Here is a 21421-nt window from a genome sequence, read left to right on the forward strand (position 1 = left end):
CGTCACGGCTCACCCCACCCCCCGGCCCGAACTCGGCGCCGTGCCCAGCCACTTCGCGGCGGCCTCGGAGCGGCTCGTGCTGTGGAGCTTGGCGAAGATGCGGTTGATGTGGTTCTTGACCGTCTTCTCGCTGATGAAGCAGGCTGCGGCGATCTGCTGGTTGGTCATGCCGGACGCGATGAGGTCCATGATCTCCGCCTCCCTCGCGCTGAGTTGGAAACGCGACCTGTCCGATGACGACTGTCCCACAGACGATTGCAGTTGCGAAAGCCCTTTGAGGGGAATTGGCTTTGCCGGGGACGGTACATGGGGGTTTACGTGTGCATTCGCATCGCGTAGCTGGGTGAGCAGTGCGCTCGCCGCCGTCGGGGTGAGATGGGTGCGGCCCCGCGCGGTGTCCCGTACGGCCGCGGCGAGTTGGTCGGCCGTGAACTCGCCGTGGACGAGGTAGCCCTCGGCTCCCCTGCGCAGCGCCTCCTGGACGGTCTCCGGTTCCCCGCTGTACGTCAGCATCAGCACCGGGGCGATCGGCACGAGGTACGGGAGCGCCGAGATGCCGTCCACGCCCGGCATCCGGACGTCGAGGAGGACCACGTCCGGGCGGTGCCGGCTCGCGGCCTCGTACGCCTCCCGGCCGTCCGCCGCCTCCGCCACGACCGTGATGTCCGGGCGGCCGGAGAGCAGGGCGGTGAGGCCGGCCCGGACCACCGGGTTGTCGTCGGCGACGACGATCCGGAGGGGGGTGGCCGGGGCCGTCGGGAACAGCGCGATCGGTGGGGTGGGGTGCTGGGGGTCGTCCGGCATGTCGCGGCCTCCTCTCGGGGGGTGGGGGGTCATCGGTCCGACTCCGTTGCTGACAGGGGGAGTTCGAGGCGTACCTCCGTGCCCTTGGCGTCCGTGCCCGCGCCGATGCGGAGGCGGGCGCCCACCGACTCGGCGCGTTCCACCATGCCGACCAGGCCGAAGTGGCCGGAGCGGCGCAGTGCGTCGAGCGTGGTGTCCGGCGGGAGTCCGCGGCCGTCGTCCCGGACGCTGATGCTGAGCAGTCGCCGGTCGGGGTCGATGTCCGCCGTGACGTCGATGCGCGTGGCCTCGGCGTGCCGGTGGGCGTTCTCCATCGCCTCCTCGGTGATGGTGAGGAGTTGGCGGGCCACGGGGTGCGGGACAGGGAGGGGGGAGGGCGAGGGGATGGGGGGCCGGTACGTCGTGGAGAGCGTTGTGCGGGTGCTGAAATGCCTTGTGCGGGCGGCCAGTTCGTCGAATACGTCCGTCGCCGCGGCCGGGTCCGTGCGCAGGTCCGTGAGGAGTTCGCGGGACTCCGTCGCCGCCCGGCGGGCCGCCCGGGCCACGAGGTCGGCCTGCTGTCTGAGCAGGGCCGGGTCCGGGGCCGGGGCCGCCGCCGATGTCGCGAGGCCCTCCGCCGCCAGGGCCACGCCGTGCAGGGTCTTCGCCACCGAGTCGTGCATCTCCCGGGCCAGGCGCGCCCGTTCCTCGCCGATCGCCTCCGTCACCGCAAGACGGGCCCTCATCGCGGTGAGCGCCTGGGTCGCGGTGCCGAAACGGAGCAGGAGGTTGCGCAGGGTGGAGCCGACCGCGCCCGTGATCACGCAGAAGCCGGGGAGCAGGAGGACGTCGGCGGGCGTGGTGTTCGAGTGCGGGAGGGCCGTCTGGGCCAGCAGCAGGATCAGGGACTGGAGCGACGCGAAGACCGCGGCGCCCCGCCAGCTATAGGCGATGCCGGCGAGGAGGGGGGTGCAGACGCTGACGTAGGCGAGCGTGGTGTCGGGGCCCGCGGAGATCAGGAGGAGGCTCGCGAAGAGGGTGTCCGCGGCCAGCAGGGTGGGGTGGCGCAGGAGGAGGGGGCCGAAGCGTTCCCAGTCCCTGAAGAGGGCGTACGAGACCATGAAGGTGACGACCACCGCGGCGCCGACCAGGCGGGTGCCGAGGCCGGGGTTGGCGTTGAGGAGGGCGGCGGGGGCGGCCAGGGCGATCATCGCGAGGCGGAAGCCGAAGACCTGGCGGCACATGGCCTGGAGGGCGTTGACCTGGATGTCGAGGGCCGGTTCGTGGGCGGCAGCGTGGGGGTGCGCGAGGCGGTCGTCCCCACACGTAACGCCAAGTGCGTCGGAGTGCGCGTGGCTGTCGGTCCCACCCGCACCACCAAAGGCGCGCGCGTGCACGCGGCCGTCCTCCCCGCCCGCACCAGCCGTACAGCCGCCGTCCTCGCCTGCGGCTGCCCCCTGTGGACTCCGTTCGCCGTCCGCGGCCCCGCGGCCGAGCCGGTTCGGCCGTTGCGGATCCGCGGGCCTGGCCCGCGCCTTCGGCCTCGCGGGCCGGCGCCTGCGTGCACCCGTCATCGACATCCCCCGACCCCCTACTTCCCCGTGATCGAGCCGAAGTCGGTGCCCGAGCCGAGCAGCAGTCCGGCCGCCAGCAGGAGCATCGTGGCCGGGACCATGAAGGTGGTGATCATCATGGTGGCCTTCGGGACCGCGCGGGCGGCCTTGCGGCGGGCGTTCTGGGCGTCCGTGCGGCGCATGTCCTTGGCGAGGGAGACCAGGGTGTCCACGATGGGGGCGCCCAGTTCCTCGCCCTGCTGGAGCGCTGTCACGAACATCGCCACCTGTTCGGAGTCGTTGCGTCGGCGCAGTTCCGCGAAGGCCTGGCGGCGGCTCATGCCCAGGTCCATCTGGCGCAGGGTGATGCGCAGTTCGTCGGCCCAGGGGCCCTCGTACTTGGAGGCCACCCGGTCCAGCGCCTGGCGGAAGCCCAGGCCCGCGCTCACCACGACCGCGAGCACGTCCAGGAAGTCGGGCAGGGTGCGCTCGATGACGTCCTTCCGGACCCGGATCGCCGACCAGATGCCGACCTCCGTCCAGAACGCCCCGAAGGCCAGCAGGAGCAGGGCCACCAGGATCTGGCCGCGGAGCAGGAAGACCAGGAAACCCAGAGCGCCCAGGAAGCCGTACACCGCTCTGCGGGCCGCGTAGCGGTTGATGGTGAGGCCGCCGGGGTTGCCCGCGAGGTCGATCCTGCGGCGGTACTTGGCGACCTGCTTGGGGCCCATCAGGCGCAGTACGGCGGGGGCGTAGCGCATGCCCATGCGGTCGACGAGGGAGTCGACCGCGCCGGTGCGGGTCGATCCGACCTCCAGTGCCAGCACCAGGTCGCTGGGCAGTTTCGCCTCCGCCCGGTACATGCGGATGCCGGCGAAGAAGCCCCACACGCTCAGGGCCATCAGCAGGGCCAGTCCGACAGCGATCACAGCCGCCCCCTCCTCAGACGTCGATCCGGGACAGGCGGCGGATCAGGATGAAGCCCACCGCGTAGAGGGCGAAAGCGATGATCACCGCGCCCTGCCCGAGCGGTGAACCCGTCATCCGCTCCAGCGCGCCGTCCTTGACGCCGTTCATCAGGAACAGCGAGCCGATGCCGAGGACCGGGACCGCGTACGACGTCATGTTCACCTGGGAGAGCTGGGTGCGGACCTCGCGCCGGGTCTCCTTGCGTTCCTCCAGCGTCTCGGTCAGGTTCCGCAGGGCGCTGACCACCTGGCCGCCCGCCCGGTTCGACAGCACCAGGGTCGTGACCAGGACCACCAGTTCCCGGGACGGCAGCCGCTTGGCCATTTCGTCGAGCGCGTCCTCCATGGCCACACCGACCGCCAACTGGTTCGCCACGTTGGCCAGTTCCTCTCCGGCCGGCGCCTCCAGCTCCTCGGCCGCCATGCCGATCGCGGTGCGCAGGGCGAGGCCGGCGTGGGTGGCGTTGGCCAGGATGCGGGCCAGTTCGGGGAGTTGGTTGATGAACTTCTCGATGCGCTTCTGCCGCTGCCAGTTGAGGAACTGCACGGCCGCCCAGACGCCCGCGAGCCCGGCCAGCGGGCCGAAGAAGGGTGCCAGGGTCGCCTGGCCGATCAGCCACAGTCCGCCGACGAGCCCGATCATCGCGGCGAAGAACTCGCCCGGTGTCACGTCCAGTCCCGTCGCCGCGAGCCGCAGTTCCAGCTCCCGGCCGAGCCGGGTGCGGCGCAGCCGTCGGTCCAGGTCGCGGAAGTGCCGGCGGCGGCCGGTGTACGGCACCTGGCCCACGGCCGTCAGCCGGTCGACCAGTTCCGCCCGCTGGGCGCGTCCCCTGGCGTAGACGTGGACGCCCACGACGGCGAGGGCGCAGGTCAGCAGGGTGACGCCGACAGTGAGGCTGACTAGGGTCTGGAGGTCCATGGGGGTGGGTCCTACCTGGCTTCTCGGAGGGCCAACTGGGCCGCGGACTGGGCCACCCCGAAGGCCTGGGGGGTGGGCTGGCTCGCCATGTAGAGGCGGTCGACGGTGCGGCGCGGAAGCGGGAAGTACGCGAACCGGCCGTAGATCCGGCCGTCCGCCGCCATGGGCTGGGCGTCGAAGCGGGCCACCGTCGCCAGGCGGTACGGCTCGCTGCCGTGGCTGTCGAGCAGGGCGATCTCGGTGATCCGGCGGGCGCCGTCGGCGAACCGGGTGAGCTGGATGATCACGTCGACCGCGCTGTTGATCTGGTCGTGCAGGGCCTCGAAGGGGATCTCCACCTCCGACATGGAGGCCAGGGTCTTCAGCCGCATCAGCGCGTCCTCCGCGCTGTTGGCGTGGACCGTGGCGAGGGAGCCGTCGTGGCCCGTGGACATCGCCTGGAGCATGTCGAGGGACTCGCCGCCGCGGACCTCGCCGACCACGATCCGGTCGGGGCGCATGCGCAGCGAGTTGCGGACCAGGTCGCGGATGGTGACCCGGCCCTGGCCCTCGACGTTCGGGGGCCGGGACTCCAGCCGGACCACGTGCCGTTGCTGGAGCTGGAGTTCGGCCGAGTCCTCGATGGTGATGATCCGGTCGCCCTCGGGGATGAGCCCGGACAGGGCGTTGAGCAGGGTCGTCTTCCCGGTGCCCGTGGCGCCGGAGACGATGATGTTGAAGCGTGCCTGCACGAGTCCCGCGAGCAGGTACAGCATGTTCTCGTCGAGCGAGCCGAAGCCGACGAGTTCCTGGAGCGTGTAGGAGCGGGGGAAGCGGCGGATGGTGAGGATCGCGCCGGTCAGGGAGAGCGGCGGGATGATGACGTTCACGCGCTCGCCGGACGGGAGGCGCGCGTCGACCATCGGGTTGGTCTCGTCGACCCGCCGGTTCACGGTGGAGACGATGCGTTCGATGGTCTGCATGAGCTGGTCGTGGGAGGGGAAGCGCAGCGGCAACTGCTCGACGCGGCCGGCGCGTTCGACGAAGATCGAGTCCGGGCCGTTGACCATGATCTCGGTGATGGAGGCGTCTTCGAGCAGCGGCTCCAGGATGCCGAGGCCGAGCGCCTCGTCGACCACCCGCCGGATGAGCTGGGAGCGTTCGACGGTCGACAGGACCGGTCCCTCGCGGCTGATGATGTGCCCGAGGACCCGCTCGAGGCGGGCCCGGCGCTCGGCCGCCGCCAGCGAGCTCATCTCCGCGAGGTCGATCTCCTCAAGCAGCTTGGCCCGGTAGGAGGAGACCAGGTGGCCGTCCTCGCCCCGGCTGCCGTTCTCCTCGGGGGTGTTGATGCGGGACCGCAGACTCATGGGGTACCTCGTTCAGTGGTCGAGCGGCATGGTGGCGGTCTTGACGGCGGGGTCGAAGTCCCAGCCGGGCACGATCGACGGGATCTGGACGGTGGCGGTGACGGTGACCGAGTCGCCGCCCCCGCCCTCGGCACAGTCGACGGACAGCCAGTCGCTGATCGCGTTCACACAGCCTTCCTGGGCGCTCCGGTCCAGCGAGGCGGCCCGTGCCCCGGCCCGGGCCGCCGTGCCGGCCTGCTGGGCGGTGTAGGCGATGAGCCCGATCTGGACCCCGGCCATGGCGACGAGGATCAGGATCGGGACGAACCCCAGGTATTCCAGGGCCACCTGACCGCGGTCGCGCAGTCCCTTGCGGGAGTACGACCGCTCACGCTCCGTCCGGGAGTACGCCATCTCAGTCCCTGTCCTCCTCCACCGCGCCCGCGTGGCCCTTCACGTCGAAGGGGAAGCCGATCGCCCCCGGGAACAGGACGGGGACCTGGAGGGTGACGGTGGCCCTGACGTAGCCGCCCCCGGTCGTGCAGCTCACCGTGCCGCTCCACGCGCCCGGCAGTTTGTCCGTGCCCGCCTCCTGGCATGCCGCCGCCCGCTGCCCGGCCGGAACCGCCGTCCCCGCCCGTACCGCCTCGTCGGCAGCATTCCCCGCGAGCGTGAAGGTGTACCCCAGCAGCACGAACTGCCACAGCAGCACCAGGGTGATCAGGATCGTAGGGGTCATCCCGAGGAACTCGACGGTGACCTGGCCCTCGTCGCCTCGCAGCCGCCGGAGCGCCCGGGCGCTCATCTCCCCAGCTCCCTGCGCCGCCGGAAGGTCAGCGAGCCGCGCTCCCGGCCGCCGTTGCGGTGCGAGTTGGTCTCCGTGCCCTTGACCAGGCCCAGTTCACCGGCGAGCGTCCACAGGGCCTGCTTGACCGTGCCCTTGGCGTCCAGTTCGTGGACCCGGCCGGCGTCCACCGCGCCCTGGAGCTCCTTGAAGTTCGCCGGGATCACGGTCGCCGCGACCCCCGTGCCGGTGATCTTCTGGATGAGCGCGGGCTGGATCTCCGTACCGCGGCTGTGGCGGTTGACGACGACGGTGGTCTCCTCGGCCTTGCGGACCTGGAGGCGGTCCCACATGCGCACGGCACGCTTGGCGCCGCGGACGGCGACGACGTCCGGGGTGGTGACGAGCAGGGCCGTGTCGGCCATCTCCACGACCGCCGCGCCGGCCCCGCTGAGCTGCGCCCCGCAGTCGACGACGACGACCTCGTAGCGGGAGCGCAGGGCGCCGGTGATCTGGCGGGCGGCGCGTTCGGAGACCTCTTCGCCGCGTTCGCCCTCGCCGGGGGCGAGCAGCAGCGCGAGGCCGGTCTCGTGGGCGAAGACGGCGTCGGCGAGGACGCGCGGGGAGATGTCGGTGATGGTGGCGAGGTCGACGACCGAGCGGCGGAACTGGACGTCCAGGTAGGAGGCGATGTCGCCGGTCTGGAGGTCCAGGTCGAGCAGGGCGGTGGTGCGGCCCGAGGCCTGGGCGGCGAGGGCGAGCTGGATGGCGGTGGTGGTGGCGCCGACGCCGCCCTTCGCGCCGCTGACGGTGACGACGGTGCCGCCGACGCCGGTGAACACGTCGGTGGCGGCGCCGAGGTGCCGCCGTACGCCCGTGGACCACTGGGCGACCGCGTGCACCCGGTTGGCGAGTTCCTCGTAGCCGAGCGGGAGGGCGATGAGGCCGCGGGCGCCGTAGTCCATGGCGGCCTGGAAGAGGCCGGGGCTGACGTCGGAGGTGACGAGGATGACTCCGACGGCCGGGAAGCGCAGGGCGACCTCGCGGATGAGCTCCAGGGCCGGGACGGGGCCGATGCGCTCATGGACGATCACGACCTCGGGCAGCTCGTCGATCGACTCGGACGCCAGGCGCGCGAGGGTGTCGATGAGCTGGGTGGAGTCGGTGACCGGGGCGACCGGCTCGGCGTCCGGGAGCTGGCTGAGCAGCGTGGTGAGGGAGCGGACCGCGTCCGCGTCGCCGACTGCCGGGAGGATCCTCGTGGGCATGGCGGCCTCTCACTTGTCCTTCGCGAGTTCGTACGTGCGCTCCTGCTCGGGCACGGTCCCGGTCTCGCCCGGGGCGACCAGGGCGAGCCGGACGCGCTTGGCGAACGACTCGGCGTACGTGATGCGCTGGGCGTCGAGGGCGGAGAGCGCGAAGGTGATGGGGCGGGCCTCGGTGGCGGCGCGGGTCCGTTCGTCGGCGTCGGGCTGGAGCGAGGTGAGGTCACCGACGTCCAGGACCCGCGCGTTCGTCACGATGATCTTGGACTGGTCGGGATCACCCTCCCGCTGTCCCTCGAAGGTCGCGTACACGTTGACCGCGGAACCCGGCGTGATCTTGCCGGCGACACCGGTCGCCGCGTCGATCATGATGGCGACCTCCTGCTGCCCGGGTTGCAGGGCGGGCTGGTCGACGATCATGTCGCTCTGGAGCAGGGAGCCCTTCTTCAGGGTCGTCACGGCGATCTTGTCGCGGACGGCGGCGAGGTCGGTGATCGCGTTGGCCGACAGCCAGCGCTCGGGCATCTCGGTCTTCTCGAACTGCGCCGCGGTGAGCCGGGTGTAGGGCTCGATGTCCTTCTTGACCTCGTACGCCGTGACCTCGGGGCCGACCTTGGACTTCACGTCGTCGATGACGGAGAGCACGCCGGCGAAGGCCGCGAGGGCGCCCAGGACCGACAGGAGCAGGAGTATCACGCCGCGGCGCTGACGGGAGTTCATGAACCGTACAACCTCGTTGGGGGGCTCGGTCGAGCGGAATCGGGGACGGGGGCGATCCGGTACGGCTCACCCGGCGGGCAGGTGCTGCTGTCGCTGTTCGTGCTGGAGGGCCGGCGTCACCGGCGCGGTGGCCGAGCAGAAGACGCAGCGGTCTCCGATGACGTCGATACCGCACCAGTGACAGATGTTCTGCCGTACCGAGGTGACCAGTTGGTAAAGGACGGACAGGTCGGGCAGGAAGGTGCAGAACTCGATCAGCTTGCCGGTGCCCCACCACTCGGCGGACTCGGCGGGCAGCGGGGTCTCCCGCAGCCCCTGGATCCGCCAGGACTTGGCGAGGCTGCCGGAGACCCAGTCGGACTGGAGCTGGCCGCGGGCGACGAGCATCGAGGTGGCGAACTCCGGGCCGGCGAGCACGGCGTCGGGGGTGATCCTGACGAGTTGCGGCTGCGGGTGGGCGAGCACGGCGAACTGGCTGCCGGGTACCCAGGACTTGGCGTGCGACTTGAGCCCGACGGGGACCCGGTCGAGCTTGGCCACGGAGCCGAGGAGCGCGCCCGCGTGGAGGTAGTGGGTGAGCAGCCGGCCCGCCGAGGCGAGGACGCCGGGGCTGAGGTCGCAGGAGGCGAGCTGTCTCAACTGGCGGGCGAGGACGGCGAGTCCGAGGGGCGGCAGTTCGGGGCGGAACAGGGCGATCCGGTCGCTCTCCAGGAGGTTCCGCACGGTGCGCAGCCGCTGGTCCACCGCCGGGGGCACGGCACGGGAGTACACCACGACCACATGGCCGTGCTGGTCGATCAGCGCCTGGAGGAGGGCGAGCGAGTGGTCCAGCGGTTGCCGGTCGAGGCCGTCGAGCACGACGGCGGGCAGGGTCCGCTCGTCCTGCGCCGGCAGCGCCATGTCGGCGCCGGTCACTGCGATGGCAGTTGGCACGCGCAGCTCCCCGTATCCCATGCCCGTGGGCCCGACGGATCACTCCGGCGCACCCGGTCGACTTCACTGCGTGACTACCTGAGCACTGTAACCACGGCTCTGTGACCGGAGAACAGCGATTCTGTGACTTCCTGGCCTGTCTGCGGGATCAAAAGTGGGCGATTCCCTCCTAGATGGGGCGCACTTGCCACGTGCGCGGGCCGCAGAAAGGCGAGTTGCGCCCGCCTCCCTTGACAGAAGATTGGTCTGGACCAACTCTCTTGTCATGCCCATACTCAGCAGAAGACGGCTCGGGACGACAGCCGTGCTCGCGGCCCTCGCCCTGGGGTTCGCGGGGCCCGCCTCCGCCGCCGACGTCAACAACGCGAAGAACGCCGGATTCGAGTCCGGCCTGTCGGGATGGACCTGTTCCGCGAGCAGCGGCACGACGGTCTCCTCCCCCGTGCACGGCGGCTCGGCCGCGCTGAAGGCGACACCGGCCGGGCAGGACAACGCGCGCTGCTCCCAGACGGTGGCCGTGAAGCCCGGCTCGACGTACACGCTGAGCGCGTGGGTGCAGGGCGGCTACGCCTATCTGGGCGCCACCGGTACCGGCACGACGGACGTGTCGACCTGGACCCCGGACTCCGCCTCCTGGAAGCAGCTCACGACCACCTTCACGACGGGGTCCTCGACGACCTCGGTGACGGTGTACACGCACGGCTGGTACGGACAGGCCGCGTACTTCGCGGACGACGTGTCGGTCTTCGGCCCGGACGGCGGCGGTGGCGGCGACCCGGCACCGACGGTTCCGGGGGCGCCGGGCGGTCTGACGGTCTCGGGCACGTCGTCCTCGTCGGTCTCGCTGGCCTGGAACGCGGTGTCCGGGGCGACGGGCTACAACGTCTACCGGGACGGCACGAAGGTCACCGCGGTGACGGGGACCTCGGCGACGGTGACCGGGCTCGCCGCGTCGACGTCGTACTCCTTCCAGGTCACGGCGACGAACGCGGCGGGTGAGTCGGGCCGGTCCGCGACCGTGACGGCGCGGACGGCCGCCACGGGCGGCGGCGGGGGCACGGTGCCCCGGCACGCCGTGACCGGGTACTGGCAGAACTTCAACAACGGCGCCACGGTCCAGAAGCTGTCGGCCGTGCAGTCGCAGTACGACATCATCGCGGTGGCGTTCGCGGACGCGACGACGACTCCGGGTGCCGTGACCTTCAACCTGGACTCGGCCGGGCTCGGCGGGTACACGGTCGACCAGTTCAAGGCGGACATCAGGGCGAAGCAGGCCGCGGGCAAGAAGGTCATCGTCTCCGTGGGCGGCCAGAACGGCACGGTCGCGGTGAACGACCCGACCTCGGCGGCGAACTTCGCGAACTCGGTGTACGCGCTGATGCAGACGTACGGCTTCGACGGCGTCGACATCGACCTGGAGAACGGGCTCAACGCGACCTACATGTCCCAGGCGTTGCGGTCGCTCGCGGCGAAGGCCGGCAGTTCGCTGGTGCTCACGATGGCACCGCAGACGATCGACATGCAGTCGACGTCCAACGCGTACTTCCAGACCGCGCTGAACGTGAAGGACATCCTCACCGTCGTCAACATGCAGTACTACAACAGCGGTTCGATGCTGGGCTGCGACGGCAAGGTCTACTCGCAGGGCTCGGTGGACTTCCTGACCGCTCTGGCCTGCATCCAGTTGGAGGGCGGACTGGCGCCGTCCCAGGTGGGCCTCGGCCTGCCGGCGTCGACCAGCGGGGCGGGCAGCGGCTACGTCTCCCCCACCGTGGTGAACAACGCCCTGGACTGCCTGACGCGCGGGACGAACTGCGGTTCCTTCAAGCCGGCCAGGACCTACCCCGACCTGCGGGGCGCCATGACCTGGTCGACGAACTGGGACGCGTCGGCGGGCAACGCCTGGTCCAACGCGGTGGGACCGCACGTGCACGCCCTGCCGTAGCCGTGGGTCACGGCGCGGCCGGGTTGTCGCCCTGGATGACCGGCATGACCTCCCGGCCCGCCTCCCCGACCGTCGGGCTCAGCTCGTGCGCGCCCGTGCCCTGGAGCGTCACGAGGCCGGAGTGCACGGGATCGATCGCGTGGTCCGGTCGGTTGTGGCGCACGATGCTCGTCACGGTCAGGTCGATCGGCGCCCGTGTGTCGCGAACCAGCGAGAAGCGGGCGCCGAGGCGTACGGGGCCACGGATGCAGCGCACGACACGGTCACCTCCGTCGCCCCGGCGCCGCGCACCTCGTGGATCTGGAGTTCGGCGTCCACGCTCACACCAGGGGCCGGTAGTACCCCAGTACCGGTGCCAGCCCCGCGAACCAGCGGCTCAGGGTGTCCCGGGTCTTCGCGTCGACCACGCACTCGTAGAAGCGGCCGTCGAGGTGGATGACGGCCATCATCAGGGTCTTGCCGTTCGGGCCCGCCTTGTAGTGGACGCTGCGGATCTCGTGCCAGGGGAACTCGGCGGAGTGGCCGTGGTCCTCGAAGGCGACGCCCGCGGAGTCGACGACGACGGAGTTGTAGCGGTCGACGGCCATGAACTCCGGTCCCTCGGGGGGCGGAGGTGGGGGCGGGTAGCCGTAGCCGTACTGCGGGGGCGGCGGGCCGAAGCCCGGCGGGGGTGCGGTCGGCGGAGCCATGGGCGGAGGCGGGGGCTGGTCACCGTAGGGCGGACCGGGCGGTGGCGGGGTGGTCATCGGCGTACGTCCCCTCGCGTCGCGGACTGCTTCCAGATCATGTGAAACATTCTCCCCGCCTCACCGCGTCAGTGAAGTGAGGACCTCTTCACAGCCGGGCGCACAGCATCAGGGGGACATACATGAGACAGGCCCGTGCGGACGAGTACGCCGAGTTCGCCGCTGCCCGGGCCGGTCATCTGTACCGGTCGGCGTGTCTGCTGACCGCGGGTGACACTCATCTCGCGGAGGACCTGGTGCAGGAGGCGCTCGGACGGATCTACGTCCGCTGGGGCCGGGTCTGTCTCGTCGGCAACCCCGCGGCGTACGCGCAGACCGTCCTGGTCCGGGTGTTCCTGACGCATCGGCGCCGCCGCAGCAGCAGTGAGCGCGCGACCGACGTGCTGCCGGAGGTGGCCGCCGCCGGTGTCGACACGCCCCTGCGGCTGACGCTGCTCGCCGCGCTCGCCCGGCTGCCCGCCAAGGACCGGGCCGTGGTCGTCCTGCGCTACTGGGAGGACCGCTCCATCGAGGAGACCGCGGAGGTCCTGAACGCCAGCGCGGCAGCCGTCCGCACGCGCTGCACCCGAGCACTGAAGCAGTTGCGCGGGCTCCTCGGCGAGGACGTCGGCGCCTACGCCCGGCCCTGACCGACCGGCCTCCTGACTTCCCTTTCGTCCGACCGATTCGTCCGACCCGGAACGGTGGTTGCACCATGCCCGCAGACCAGCACAACGACCCCTTCGAGGAGCGGCTCGCCGCCGCCCTGCACGAGACCGGCGGCGGGTTCGACACCGATCGCACGGCCCTCGCCGCGCGCGGCGCGGTGCGGGGCCGGCGCAAGCGGCTCGTGCGGCGGTCCGCCGTCGCCGGGGGCGCCGCGAGCGTCGTGCTCGCCTGTGTGGGCGGGGCGCTGGTCCTTCGACCGGGCGGTACGGCGGCCGAGGCGGTGCCGGCGTCCGTGACGGCCTCCGCCCGGCCGAAGCCGAGCGCCCCGGCAACGCCCGCGACCGGCGCGCAGATGATCGCGACCCTCAAGAGCCTCCTGCCCAAGGGCGACTTCAGCGAGGAGCGCGGTCGGGGCACCGCGCCGACCGACCACCTGAAGGTGCCGGCGCCGTACGCCGGGCTCGTCCTCGACGACGGCAAGGGCGCAGCGGCCGTCGAGGTCAGCGTGGGCCGGGTGCAGCCGGGCGGTACGGAGGCCCGGCAGGCGGCCCAGTGCCCCGACCGGGCGTTCCTCCCGTACGACGCCTGCAAGACGAGTCGGCTCGCCGACGGCTCCGTGGTCACCGTGCTCCAGAGGTACGAGTATCCCGACCGCCGGGTGGACACCAAGCTCTGGACCGCCGAGCTGGTCACCCTGACCGGGCAGCACATCACCGTGAGCGAGTGGAACGCGGCCGCCGAGAAGGACATGCCCGTCACCCGGACCGATCCCCCGCTGAGCCCGGCGCAGTTGACGCGGCTGGCGGCGGCGAAGGAGTGGCGCCCGGTGGCGAACGCCCTCCCCGCGCCCCTCCCCGACCCGGAGCTCCCCGGCTCCGACCTGCACGCCCGCACCCACCTGCTGGCCCTGCTGCCCAAGGGGCTGAAGGTGACCGACAGGAGCGGGGACGACGGCGACTTCGCCTACGCCGTGGTCGACGACGGCAAGGGCAGGAGCCTGGTCCAGGTCAATGTGCAGCCCGACATGCTGGACTCGGCCGGTGACCTCTTCGGCTCGAACTCCGAGACCCTGCCCGACGGCACCCGGGTCGCCATCAAGCAGGGCCCCGGGGACAAGGGCGACCAGGTCATGTGGACCGTCGACACCATGCGCGCCGACGGCAGGCGTGTGGTGATCAGCGCCTTCAACGCCGGCACCCAGAACGAGTCCGCGACCCGTGCCACACCCGCGCTCACCATCGCCCAGATGCGGAAGATGGCGCTCGACGCCTCCTGGTGGAGCGGAAGTTAGAAGAACTCCGACCACGGCTGGTCCCAGATCTGCTTGACGCACAGCACCAGGAACAGCAGGCCCGCGATCGCCAGCATCGCGTTGCTCAGCGGGCCGTTGCGCCACTCCCTGGGCGTGCGGGAGGTGTTCAGCAGCCACATCAGGGTGCCGGCGAGGAAGGGCAGGAAGGCCGCGCCGAGGACGCCGTAGATGATGACCAGGCGGAAGGGCTGGCCCTGGAAGAGCAGGACCATCGGCGGGAAGGTCAGCCAGAGCAGGTAGACGCGGAAGGGCCAGGAGCGCTCGCGCGAGCCGGACGCGACCTTCTGACCGGAGCCCGCCGCGACCTCGTCGCCGCGGTAGCGCGCCACGAAGTCCGCGAACATCAGGCTCACCCCGTGCCAGACGCCGATCAGCGAGGTGAAGGAGGTGGCGAAGAACCCGATCAGGAAGAACTTGGCGGTCGCCGAGCCGTACTGGTCCTCCAGGATGTCGCTGAGCTGGACGAGCCCCTTGTCGCCGCTCGCGATGGCCACGTTGGCGCTGTGCAGCAGTTCCGCGCCGACGAAGAGCATGGCGACGACGAAGATGCCGGTGGTGATGTAGGCGACCCGGTTGTCGAGCCGCATCACCTTCATCCAGCCGGTGTCGGTCCAGCCCTTGGCGTTGACCCAGTAGCCGTACGCGGCGAGGGTGATCGTGCCGCCGACGCCGCCGATCAGGCCGAGGGTGTTGAGGACGGAGTCCTTCTCGTCGGGCAGCACGGGCAGCAGGCCCGCGAAGGCGTCGCCCAGGTGGGGGGTGACCCGGATCGCCAGGTACACCGTCACCACGAACATGACGCCCACCAGGAGCGTCATGACCTTCTCGAAGACCGCGTACTTGTTGAACCAGACGAAGACCAGGCCGACGAGTCCGCAGGCGATGGCCCACCATTCGAGGTCCATCACGTCCGGGAACAGGGCCTGGAGCGGGAGCGCGCTCGACGACATCGCCGCCGCGCCGTACACGAAGCCCCAGATCACCACGTAGGCGGCGAAGAACCAGGTGGTCCAGCGGCCCAGGCTCGCCCAGCCGTCGAACAGGGTGCTGCCGGTGGACAGGTGCCAGCGGCCCGCGGCCTCCGCGAGGGAGATCTTGACGAGACAGCCGATCACCGCGGCCCACAGCAGCGTGTAGCCGAAGTTGCTGCCCGCGATGAGCGTGGCGACCAGGTCACCGGCGCCGACGCCGGTCGCGGCGACGACGATCCCCGGGCCGATGTACCGCCAACTGGACTTGCGGGGTGCCGATTGCGCCTCACCGGTCACTGTGTTGTCCGTGGTGTCCGCCATGAAGGTCAAGAAACCTCAAAGGCAGCGGCCCGGCAAGAGGGCGTGCGGTGAAGGAAGTCAGGGGTCACCGGGGAGGCGCCCTCCGCAGCCGTCCGCCCCGCAGGTGCCCAGCTCGAACCAGACGGTCTTCCCGGCGCCGTCCTGGTGACAGCCCCAGCGCAGCGCGAGCGCCTCCACCAGGAACATCCCGCGGCCGCTCTCCGAGATCCCGGCGTCCAGCACCTGCGGGGTGCGGCGGCCGGAGTCGGCGACCTCGCAGCGCAGCACGCCGTGCGCGGCGGACAGGGTGAGCGTGAAGCGGCTCGCCGAGTGCAGCAGGGCGTTGGTGGCCAGCTCGCTCACGAGGAGTTCGGCGGTGTCCACCAGGTCGTCCCGCTCCGCGAGCCCCCACCCCTCCAACTGCTTGCGCACCTCGGCGCGGGCCTCGCGCACGGCGGACGGGCGGGGGTCGTACTCGACACTCAAGTGACCTGCTCCCAGGGGAGGTTGGGGATAGGCGGCATATCGAGGGTCGGGGTCCGGGAGGCGGTCCCCGGAGAGTTGCAGCATGGTCTCAGGGTGTCCCCCGCGCGGGCCGGGCACACGGGGAGTACTACCTGATTCCATACCTGCACCACACCCGTACGGCTACGCGTACCGCAGGCGTACGGTCGCCCCGTCCCGGTCGTCGCGCACGTCGACGTACGCACACACCTGGCGCGCGTACCAGAGTCCCTGGCCGGGCGCCAGGTCGGTGGTGTCCGGCGGGACGAACCCGGCGAGGGGGTCGTCCACCCGGCGCTCCGAGCGCAGTTCGCAGACGCAGTGCGCGTCCCGGCCCCACAGCAGCGCGGTACCGGACCGCTGCCCCACGGCCTCCGCCGCCTCGGCAACGGCCGTCGCGAACAGCTCCGCGTCGGCGGCCGCGAGACCACGCGCCTGCGCCCTCGCCCGTACGGCGTCGGCGGCCAGGTCGGTGAGGAGCTCGGCGTCCGCCGGGGGCGGTGCGAGGGGTACGGCGTCCAGCTCGGCGGCGAGGCGTACGGGGTCCTCGTACACGCCGGTGCCGGGGTGGGCCCGGCGGGCGGCGTCGACGATCGCGGGGCCCGCGGTGCGCAGGTCGTAGGCGCACAGGGCGGTGGTGGCGAGCGGCGCGAAGAGGAGGTTGGCGAGGGCCTCGTAGCGGATCCACTCGGTGGTCTCGCGCGGGGAGCTGCCGGCCCTGCCGTTCCACACGGGCTCCATGAGGAGGTGGATGCGGCCGCCGGGGCCGGCGTGGGCCGCGAGGTAGCCGGCGCCCTGGGCGACCGCGTTCGCGGCGGAGCCGGTGTACCAGTCGGTGTGGTCGATGAGGGTGACCTGCTCGGCGTCCCTGCCCAGGGTGTCCCGCAGGAGGGCGAGGTTGTGCGGGGCCGCGACGGCCGCGGGCGGGGGTTCCCCGGGGGCGCCGAGGGCCTCGGTGAGGAAGGGCAGGGCGGTGGCGAGGAACTCCTCGTCGGTGCCGTAGGCGGCCATGCGGTGGTCGAAGGCGGTGGTCATGGAGGGTCCTTAGTGGGGTGGATGGGCCTTCGGTGGGGGCGGGCGGCGCGCTGTCCTCAGCGCTGGGCCGTCACCCAGGTCGCGATCTGGGTTCTCGTGTTGAAGCCGAGCTTGTGGAGGATCCGCTCGACGTGGCCCTCGGCGGTGCGGCGGGCGATGACCAGGCGGTCGGCGATCTGCTGGTTGGCGAGCCCTTCGGCGACGAGTTCGGCGACCTGGGCCTCCCGGGGGGTGAGGCGGACCTGCGGCCGGTCCGCGGCGGGCGGGGGCGTGGCGTCGGGGAGCCCGGGTTCCTGGAGCGCGTACCCGACGAGTTCGGTGAGGGTGAGGCCCGCGCCCCGGTCGTAGGCGGCGGCGAACGCGGCCCCCAGGACCCGCCCCGCCCGGCTCTCCGTGTCCCGGCGCACGGAGTTGAGCGCCTCGGAACCCCATCTGCCCTGGTCGACGGCGGCCCAGGCCCGGTCGGCCCCGCCGAGGAGCACAGCCGCCCGCTCGTGCCCGGAGAGCTCGGTGGCGATCCGGGCCGTGAGGTCCAGCGTGAGGGCGAGGCCGATGACGTCGTTGACGGCGAGCTTGAGGCGCAGGGCCTCGCGGGCGTACTCCTCGGCGCGGGGCCAGTCCTGTTTCACGGTGTGGGCGAGGGCGAGCATGCGCAGGACGTAGGAGCGCACCCATTCCTCGCCGTGCTCCTCGCAGAGCCGCAGGGTCTTCTCGCAGACCTCCACGGCCCGGTCGGCGTGGCCCAGGAAGCCGAGGGCGCAGGCGAGTTCGACCTGGTCGAGGCCGACGAGGCTGAGGTGCTGGCCGGGCACGGGGCCGCGGGCGACCCCGGCCTCGAAGTGGGCGAGCGCCGCGGGCAGGTCGTCGGCGAAGAGCCGGATGACCCCGATGACGTACTCGGCGTGGGCGGCCTCGGCGGCGTCCCCGAGGCCGCGGGCCAGTTCCCGGGCGTCCTCGGCCCGGCGCAGCCCCCGCGTGAGGTCCTCGGGGCACCCGGCGAGCAGTCCGGCCACCCACAGCCCCCGGGCCCGCTCGGAGGTCGCCGCGGGGTTCGCCTCCAGGGCGCGCTCGGCCCAGTACCGCCCCTCCCGGGGAGCCCCGCAGGCGTGCCAGAAGAACCACAGGGCCCCGACCAGCCGCAGCCCGGCGAGGGCGTCGGCGGGGGCCGGCGCGGGGCCCTCGCGGGGCTCGGACAGACTGAAGTGCAGGGCCGACCGGAGGTTGTCCTGGTCCGCGCGCAGGCGGGCGACGATCTCGCGTTGGCCGGGACCGAACCAGGCCCGTTCGCAGGCGGTGGCCCGGCTCAGCATCCAGTCCCGGTGCCGGCGCCGGGTGGCGAGCTCCTCGCCGGGCATGTTCCGCAGGCGTTCCAGGCCGTAGTGGCGCAGGGTGTCCAGGAGCCGGTAGCGCACCCCGTCCGGTCCGGGCTCGTGGGACAGCACGGACTTGTCCACGAGGCCGGCGACCGCTTCGAGGACGTCGTCGTCGTGGACGAGGTCCCCGTCCGCGCACACCGCCTCGGCCGTCTCCAGGTCGAAGCCGCCGGCCGGGACCGAGAGCCGGGCCCAGACCAACTGCTCGCGCGGGGTGCACAGTTCGTGGCTCCAGTCGACGGCGGCCCGCAGGGTCCGGTGGCGGGGCAGGGCCGCGGGGCTGCCGGAGGTGAGCAGCCGGTAGCGGTCGTCGAGGCGTTGCAGGAGCTGGTCCACGCCGAGCACGCGCATGCGCACGGCGGCGAGTTCGATGGCGAGCGGCAGTCCGTCGAGCCGCCGGCACAGCCGGGCCACGGCGGCCCGGTTGTCGGCGGTGAGCGCGAACCCGGGGACGACCGCGGCCGCCCGGTCGGCGAACAGGGCCAGCGCCGGATAGCCGTCCGCCGCGGACAGGTCGCCGTCCGGGTCGGGGACCGGCAGCGGTCGTACGTCGAGGAGGTTCTCCTCGGTGAGACCGAGCCGGTGCCGGCTGGTCGCGAGGATCCGAACCCCCGGCGTGCCGCGCAGCAGGGCCGCCGCGAGGTGGGCGCAGGCGCCGAGCAGGTGTTCGCAGTTGTCGAGGACCAGCAGCACCCTGCGGTCCCGTACATGGGCGACGAGCGCGTCGGTCGGCGGCCCGGCGGAGTGGTCGTGCAGGCCGAGCGCGTCGGCCACGGCGAGCGGGACCAGTTCGGGGTCGCGCAGCCCCGCGAGGTGGACGAAGCGGACGCCGTCGGGGAAGGTGCGTTCCGCGCGGGTCGCGATGCGGGCGGCGAGGCGGGTCTTGCCGACGCCGCCGGGGCCGGTCAGCGTGACCAGGCGGGCGCGGGTGAGCAGTTCGCGGCCCGCGGCCTGTTCACGGCGCCGGTCGACGAAACTGGTCGTCTCGACCGGCAGGTGTCCGGCCCGCCGCGGCGCTGATCCGCCCATGATCAGCCAGCCCTCCGGGGTGTGGTCGGAGATCCCACTGTGCTCGCGGACCTCACATATATGCACGTACGGCTCACACCCGCGGGTGCACTTCGCACGGGATCACTCCGGGGCGCATCGATCCGCGTACACTGCGCGGCCTTTCCGGGGCGTCAAGAACCCACAGGGAACGCACAGTTCACGCCAACCCGGCCTTTGACAGCTCTTGACCTGCTCATGCCATAAGTTCACCATGAGCGGCACACCCGCACCGGCAGCACGTCGCAGAGCTCGCTGAACCACCCCCCGCTCCACTCCCCACTTCCGGAGATCCCGGAATCCCTGGAGACCACAGGAGACTTCATGCGACTTCGCACACGCGGTCCCGGCGCCCGCGGCGGCCCTCGTTACGCCGCCCTCGCCGCCGTCGCCTCCCTCATGACCTTCGCCCTCGCGGCCCCGCTCTCCGCCAACGCCGACAGCGCCCCGAAGGCGGCACCGAGCGCCGAGGACGTCCGTCAGTACGAGATCCACCAGCACTCGACACCCGTGACCCGTACGGCCATCCAGCAGACCGGGGTGACCGTCGACGAGGCCGACGAGGAGACCGTGGTGGTCTCCGGACGCGCCGACCAGATCCGCAGACTGCGGCAACTCGGCTACGAGGTCTCCGCACTGGGATCAGCACCGGCACGGGCGGCGGAGGACGGGACCCGGCTCTTCGACTTCCCCTCGGCCGACTCGCGTTACCACAACTACGCCGAGATGAACACCGAGATCGACCAGCGCCTCGCGGCCTACCCGAACATCATGAGCAAGCGGGTCATCGGCACGTCGTACCAGGGCCGGAACATCGTCGCCATCAAGATCAGCGACAACGTGGCGACCGACGAGGCCGAGCCCGAGGTGCTGTTCACCCACCACCAGCACGCCCGCGAGCACCTCACGGTCGAGATGGCCCTGTACCTGCTGCGCGAACTCGGCGCGGGCTACGGGAGCGACTCACGGGTGACGAACATGGTGAACAACCGGGAGATCTGGATCATCCCCGACCTCAACCCGGACGGCGGCGAGTACGACATCGCCTCCGGCTCCTACCGCTCCTGGCGCAAGAACCGCCAGCCCAACTCCGGCTCGTCGGCGGTCGGCACCGACCTCAACCGCAACTGGGCCTACCGCTGGGGCTGCTGCGGCGGCTCGTCCGGGTCGACGTCCTCCGAGACCTACCGGGGTCCGTCCGCCGAGTCGGCGCCCGAGGTCAAGGTGGTCGCGAACTTCGTGCGCAGCCGGGTCGTCGGCGGGGTCCAGCAGATCAAGACGAACATCGACTTCCACACGTACAGCGAACTGGTGCTGTGGCCCTACGGGTACACGTACTCCGACACGGCGACCGGGATGACCGCGGACGACAACGCGGTGTTCAAGGCGGTCGGGCAGAAGATGGCCGCGAGCAACGGGTACACGGCGGAGCAGGCGAGCGACCTGTACATCACCGACGGGTCGATCGACGACTACCTGTGGGGCACCCACAAGATCTTCTCGTACACCTTCGAGATGTATCCGTCGTCGAGTTCCGGGGGCGGTTTCTACCCGCCCGACGAGGTGATCGAGCGGGAGACGTCACGCAACCGGGACGCGGTGCTGCAACTGCTGGAGAACTCGGACTGCATGTACCGGTCCATCGGGAAGCAGGCGCAGTACTGCTAGGGGATGGTGGGGAGCTGCGGGCCGGTGGGGGCTGGTCGCGCCCACGTGGCGGAGCCGCATGTCAATGCAGCCCCGCGTCCCTAAGGAGTCTCGTCGGACTCTTCGTCCTCCGCCTGCGCGGTCTCGTCCTCGAAATACGCGTCGAGCACGGCGTCGATCTGTCCGTCCCACTCCTCGAAGCTCGACCGCGACTTCGCCTCGATCTCGATCGGGTACCAGCGGCGGTCCGGGGTGTGGACCGTGACGGTGTAGCGCTTGCCGAACCGGGGCGTCTCCGTCTCGATCGCGCCGATCTCGTCCCAGCGGAACTCGCAGGACTGGTCGTCGAGGGAGAGGCGTACGCCCCGGTGGTCGGCGACGATCCGCGCGCGGCGGTCGGCGGCCTCGAAGACGGGACCGTCGACGGCCTCCTCCTCGGTGGCCTCCTCGGCGGTCCGCTCGTCGACCTCCTCCGCGCCCACCTCCGCCTTGTCCGGGACGGGCTCCGCCTCGCCGGACACGGGCGAGGTGAGCCCGGGGACGAAGGCCGGGTCGAACCCGGCACCTTCCAGGGGCTGGCTGCTCGAACCTATGCGCTGCTCCACAGCGGGCAGTATGGTCGACGATCCTGTGCCCGGCA

Annotated in this window: 21 protein-coding genes; 4 read left to right on the forward strand and 17 right to left on the reverse strand. The window is 71.6% G+C overall.

From position 1 onward, the window contains the following. Positions 1-9: 9 nt before the first annotated feature. The 10 genes from ACZ66S_RS06755 to ACZ66S_RS06800 all read right to left on the reverse strand — a co-directional run bounded on the left by ACZ66S_RS06755 (position 10) and on the right by ACZ66S_RS06800 (position 9274). Positions 10-804, reverse strand: a complete 795-nt coding sequence (locus tag ACZ66S_RS06755) for a response regulator (RefSeq protein WP_469900147.1) — start codon at positions 802-804, stop codon at positions 10-12. Between the two features lie 29 nt (positions 805-833). Further along, the gene (locus ACZ66S_RS06760) at positions 834-2363 is read right to left on the reverse strand and encodes a sensor histidine kinase (RefSeq protein WP_469900149.1); all 1530 of its coding nucleotides are present in this window, start codon (positions 2361-2363) and stop codon (positions 834-836) included. Between the two features lie 11 nt (positions 2364-2374). After that, positions 2375-3262 (reverse strand): DUF5936 domain-containing protein, encoded by an 888-nt coding sequence (locus tag ACZ66S_RS06765; protein WP_469900870.1) that lies wholly within the window; start codon positions 3260-3262, stop codon positions 2375-2377. A 16-nt stretch (positions 3263-3278) separates the two neighbouring features. After that, complete coding sequence (locus ACZ66S_RS06770; protein WP_469900151.1) at positions 3279-4223, reverse strand: type II secretion system F family protein; 945 nt, start codon at positions 4221-4223, stop codon at positions 3279-3281. An 11-nt stretch (positions 4224-4234) separates the two neighbouring features. Further along, positions 4235-5572 (reverse strand): CpaF family protein, encoded by a 1338-nt coding sequence (locus ACZ66S_RS06775; protein WP_053852757.1) that lies wholly within the window; start codon positions 5570-5572, stop codon positions 4235-4237. Positions 5573-5584: 12 nt separating this feature from the next. After that, the gene (locus ACZ66S_RS06780; RefSeq protein WP_469900153.1) at positions 5585-5965 is read right to left on the reverse strand and encodes a TadE/TadG family type IV pilus assembly protein; all 381 of its coding nucleotides are present in this window, start codon (positions 5963-5965) and stop codon (positions 5585-5587) included. Between the two features lies 1 nt (position 5966). Further along, complete coding sequence (locus ACZ66S_RS06785) at positions 5967-6356, reverse strand: TadE/TadG family type IV pilus assembly protein (RefSeq protein ID WP_469900154.1); 390 nt, start codon at positions 6354-6356, stop codon at positions 5967-5969. Continuing rightward, entirely contained in the window at positions 6353-7603 is a 1251-nt protein-coding gene (locus ACZ66S_RS06790) for an AAA family ATPase (protein WP_469900155.1), read from the reverse strand. Before ACZ66S_RS06790 ends, ACZ66S_RS06785 begins: the two co-directional genes overlap by 4 nt. A 9-nt stretch (positions 7604-7612) precedes the next feature. Further along, complete coding sequence (gene cpaB, locus ACZ66S_RS06795; RefSeq protein ID WP_469900157.1) at positions 7613-8320, reverse strand: Flp pilus assembly protein CpaB; 708 nt, start codon at positions 8318-8320, stop codon at positions 7613-7615. 66 nt (positions 8321-8386) lie between these two features. Next, complete coding sequence (locus ACZ66S_RS06800; RefSeq protein WP_469900158.1) at positions 8387-9274, reverse strand: hypothetical protein; 888 nt, start codon at positions 9272-9274, stop codon at positions 8387-8389. 244 nt (positions 9275-9518) lie between these two features. Between ACZ66S_RS06800 and ACZ66S_RS06805 the strand changes: the two genes are divergently transcribed. Further along, positions 9519-11198: a chitinase gene (locus tag ACZ66S_RS06805; protein ID WP_469900159.1), complete on the forward strand. Its 1680-nt coding sequence runs from the start codon at positions 9519-9521 to the stop codon at positions 11196-11198. 7 nt (positions 11199-11205) lie between these two features. Here the strand turns inward: ACZ66S_RS06805 and ACZ66S_RS06810 are convergent, their stop codons facing one another. Together ACZ66S_RS06810 and ACZ66S_RS06815 are read right to left on the reverse strand one after the other, a co-directional pair. Next, positions 11206-11454, reverse strand: coding sequence for a hypothetical protein (locus tag ACZ66S_RS06810; RefSeq protein WP_469900161.1), 249 nt, complete (start codon positions 11452-11454; stop codon positions 11206-11208). A gap of 64 nt (positions 11455-11518) precedes the next feature. After that, positions 11519-11944, reverse strand: coding sequence for a hypothetical protein (locus ACZ66S_RS06815; protein WP_469900162.1), 426 nt, complete (start codon positions 11942-11944; stop codon positions 11519-11521). A 122-nt stretch (positions 11945-12066) separates the two neighbouring features. Here ACZ66S_RS06815 and ACZ66S_RS06820 point away from each other — a divergent pair, with 122 nt between their 5' ends. Beyond that, positions 12067-12573: a SigE family RNA polymerase sigma factor gene (locus tag ACZ66S_RS06820; protein ID WP_469900163.1), complete on the forward strand. Its 507-nt coding sequence runs from the start codon at positions 12067-12069 to the stop codon at positions 12571-12573. Positions 12574-12638: 65 nt separating this feature from the next. Further along, positions 12639-13883 carry a hypothetical protein gene (locus ACZ66S_RS06825; RefSeq protein ID WP_469900165.1) on the forward strand — a complete coding sequence of 415 codons (1245 nt, stop codon included), beginning with the start codon at positions 12639-12641 and terminating at the stop codon, positions 13881-13883. Here ACZ66S_RS06825 and ACZ66S_RS06830 read toward each other — a convergent pair. The 4 genes from ACZ66S_RS06830 to ACZ66S_RS06845 all read right to left on the reverse strand — a co-directional run bounded on the left by ACZ66S_RS06830 (position 13880) and on the right by ACZ66S_RS06845 (position 19116). Then, positions 13880-15196 carry an Nramp family divalent metal transporter gene (locus ACZ66S_RS06830; protein WP_469900166.1) on the reverse strand — a complete coding sequence of 439 codons (1317 nt, stop codon included), beginning with the start codon at positions 15194-15196 and terminating at the stop codon, positions 13880-13882. The genes ACZ66S_RS06825 and ACZ66S_RS06830 overlap by 4 nt on opposite strands. 57 nt (positions 15197-15253) lie before the next feature. Continuing rightward, positions 15254-15661 (reverse strand): ATP-binding protein, encoded by a 408-nt coding sequence (locus ACZ66S_RS06835; RefSeq protein ID WP_469900168.1) that lies wholly within the window; start codon positions 15659-15661, stop codon positions 15254-15256. 162 nt (positions 15662-15823) lie between these two features. Beyond that, positions 15824-16714, reverse strand: a complete 891-nt coding sequence (locus ACZ66S_RS06840) for an anti-sigma factor RsbA family regulatory protein (RefSeq protein ID WP_469900170.1) — start codon at positions 16712-16714, stop codon at positions 15824-15826. 56 nt (positions 16715-16770) lie between these two features. Then, positions 16771-19116 carry an ATP-binding protein gene (locus ACZ66S_RS06845; RefSeq protein ID WP_469900872.1) on the reverse strand — a complete coding sequence of 782 codons (2346 nt, stop codon included), beginning with the start codon at positions 19114-19116 and terminating at the stop codon, positions 16771-16773. Positions 19117-19458: 342 nt separating this feature from the next. Here ACZ66S_RS06845 and ACZ66S_RS06850 point away from each other — a divergent pair, with 342 nt between their 5' ends. After that, positions 19459-20802, forward strand: coding sequence for a M14 family metallopeptidase (locus ACZ66S_RS06850; protein WP_469900172.1), 1344 nt, complete (start codon positions 19459-19461; stop codon positions 20800-20802). Positions 20803-20882: 80 nt separating this feature from the next. Here ACZ66S_RS06850 and ACZ66S_RS06855 read toward each other — a convergent pair whose 3' ends face one another. Then, positions 20883-21386, reverse strand: a complete 504-nt coding sequence (locus ACZ66S_RS06855; protein WP_469900174.1) for a hypothetical protein — start codon at positions 21384-21386, stop codon at positions 20883-20885. Positions 21387-21421: the final 35 nt, after the last annotated feature.

Source organism: Streptomyces sp. NPDC107471, assembly GCF_055582845.1.

What these genes read in the sequence shown, in the direction of transcription:
- ACZ66S_RS06790 (WP_469900155.1), bottom strand. Translation starts at nt 7,603, where the DNA reads ATGCCCACGAGGATCCTCCCGGCAGTCGGCGACGCGGACGCGGTCCGC.
- ACZ66S_RS06820 (WP_469900163.1), top strand. Translation starts at nt 12,067, where the DNA reads ATGAGACAGGCCCGTGCGGACGAGTACGCCGAGTTCGCCGCTGCCCGG.
- ACZ66S_RS06815 (WP_469900162.1), bottom strand. Translation starts at nt 11,944, where the DNA reads ATGACCACCCCGCCACCGCCCGGTCCGCCCTACGGTGACCAGCCCCCG.
- ACZ66S_RS06785 (WP_469900154.1), bottom strand. Translation starts at nt 6,356, where the DNA reads ATGAGCGCCCGGGCGCTCCGGCGGCTGCGAGGCGACGAGGGCCAGGTC.
- ACZ66S_RS06755 (WP_469900147.1), bottom strand. Translation starts at nt 804, where the DNA reads ATGCCGGACGACCCCCAGCACCCCACCCCACCGATCGCGCTGTTCCCG.
- ACZ66S_RS06840 (WP_469900170.1), bottom strand. Translation starts at nt 16,714, where the DNA reads ATGACCACCGCCTTCGACCACCGCATGGCCGCCTACGGCACCGACGAG.
- ACZ66S_RS06825 (WP_469900165.1), top strand. Translation starts at nt 12,639, where the DNA reads ATGCCCGCAGACCAGCACAACGACCCCTTCGAGGAGCGGCTCGCCGCC.
- ACZ66S_RS06805 (WP_469900159.1), top strand. Translation starts at nt 9,519, where the DNA reads ATGCCCATACTCAGCAGAAGACGGCTCGGGACGACAGCCGTGCTCGCG.
- ACZ66S_RS06830 (WP_469900166.1), bottom strand. Translation starts at nt 15,196, where the DNA reads ATGGCGGACACCACGGACAACACAGTGACCGGTGAGGCGCAATCGGCA.
- ACZ66S_RS06760 (WP_469900149.1), bottom strand. Translation starts at nt 2,363, where the DNA reads ATGTCGATGACGGGTGCACGCAGGCGCCGGCCCGCGAGGCCGAAGGCG.
- cpaB (WP_469900157.1), bottom strand. Translation starts at nt 8,320, where the DNA reads ATGAACTCCCGTCAGCGCCGCGGCGTGATACTCCTGCTCCTGTCGGTC.
- ACZ66S_RS06770 (WP_469900151.1), bottom strand. Translation starts at nt 4,223, where the DNA reads ATGGACCTCCAGACCCTAGTCAGCCTCACTGTCGGCGTCACCCTGCTG.
- ACZ66S_RS06845 (WP_469900872.1), bottom strand. Translation starts at nt 19,116, where the DNA reads ATGGGCGGATCAGCGCCGCGGCGGGCCGGACACCTGCCGGTCGAGACG.
- ACZ66S_RS06850 (WP_469900172.1), top strand. Translation starts at nt 19,459, where the DNA reads ATGCGACTTCGCACACGCGGTCCCGGCGCCCGCGGCGGCCCTCGTTAC.
- ACZ66S_RS06780 (WP_469900153.1), bottom strand. Translation starts at nt 5,965, where the DNA reads ATGGCGTACTCCCGGACGGAGCGTGAGCGGTCGTACTCCCGCAAGGGA.
- ACZ66S_RS06775 (WP_053852757.1), bottom strand. Translation starts at nt 5,572, where the DNA reads ATGAGTCTGCGGTCCCGCATCAACACCCCCGAGGAGAACGGCAGCCGG.
- ACZ66S_RS06800 (WP_469900158.1), bottom strand. Translation starts at nt 9,274, where the DNA reads ATGGGATACGGGGAGCTGCGCGTGCCAACTGCCATCGCAGTGACCGGC.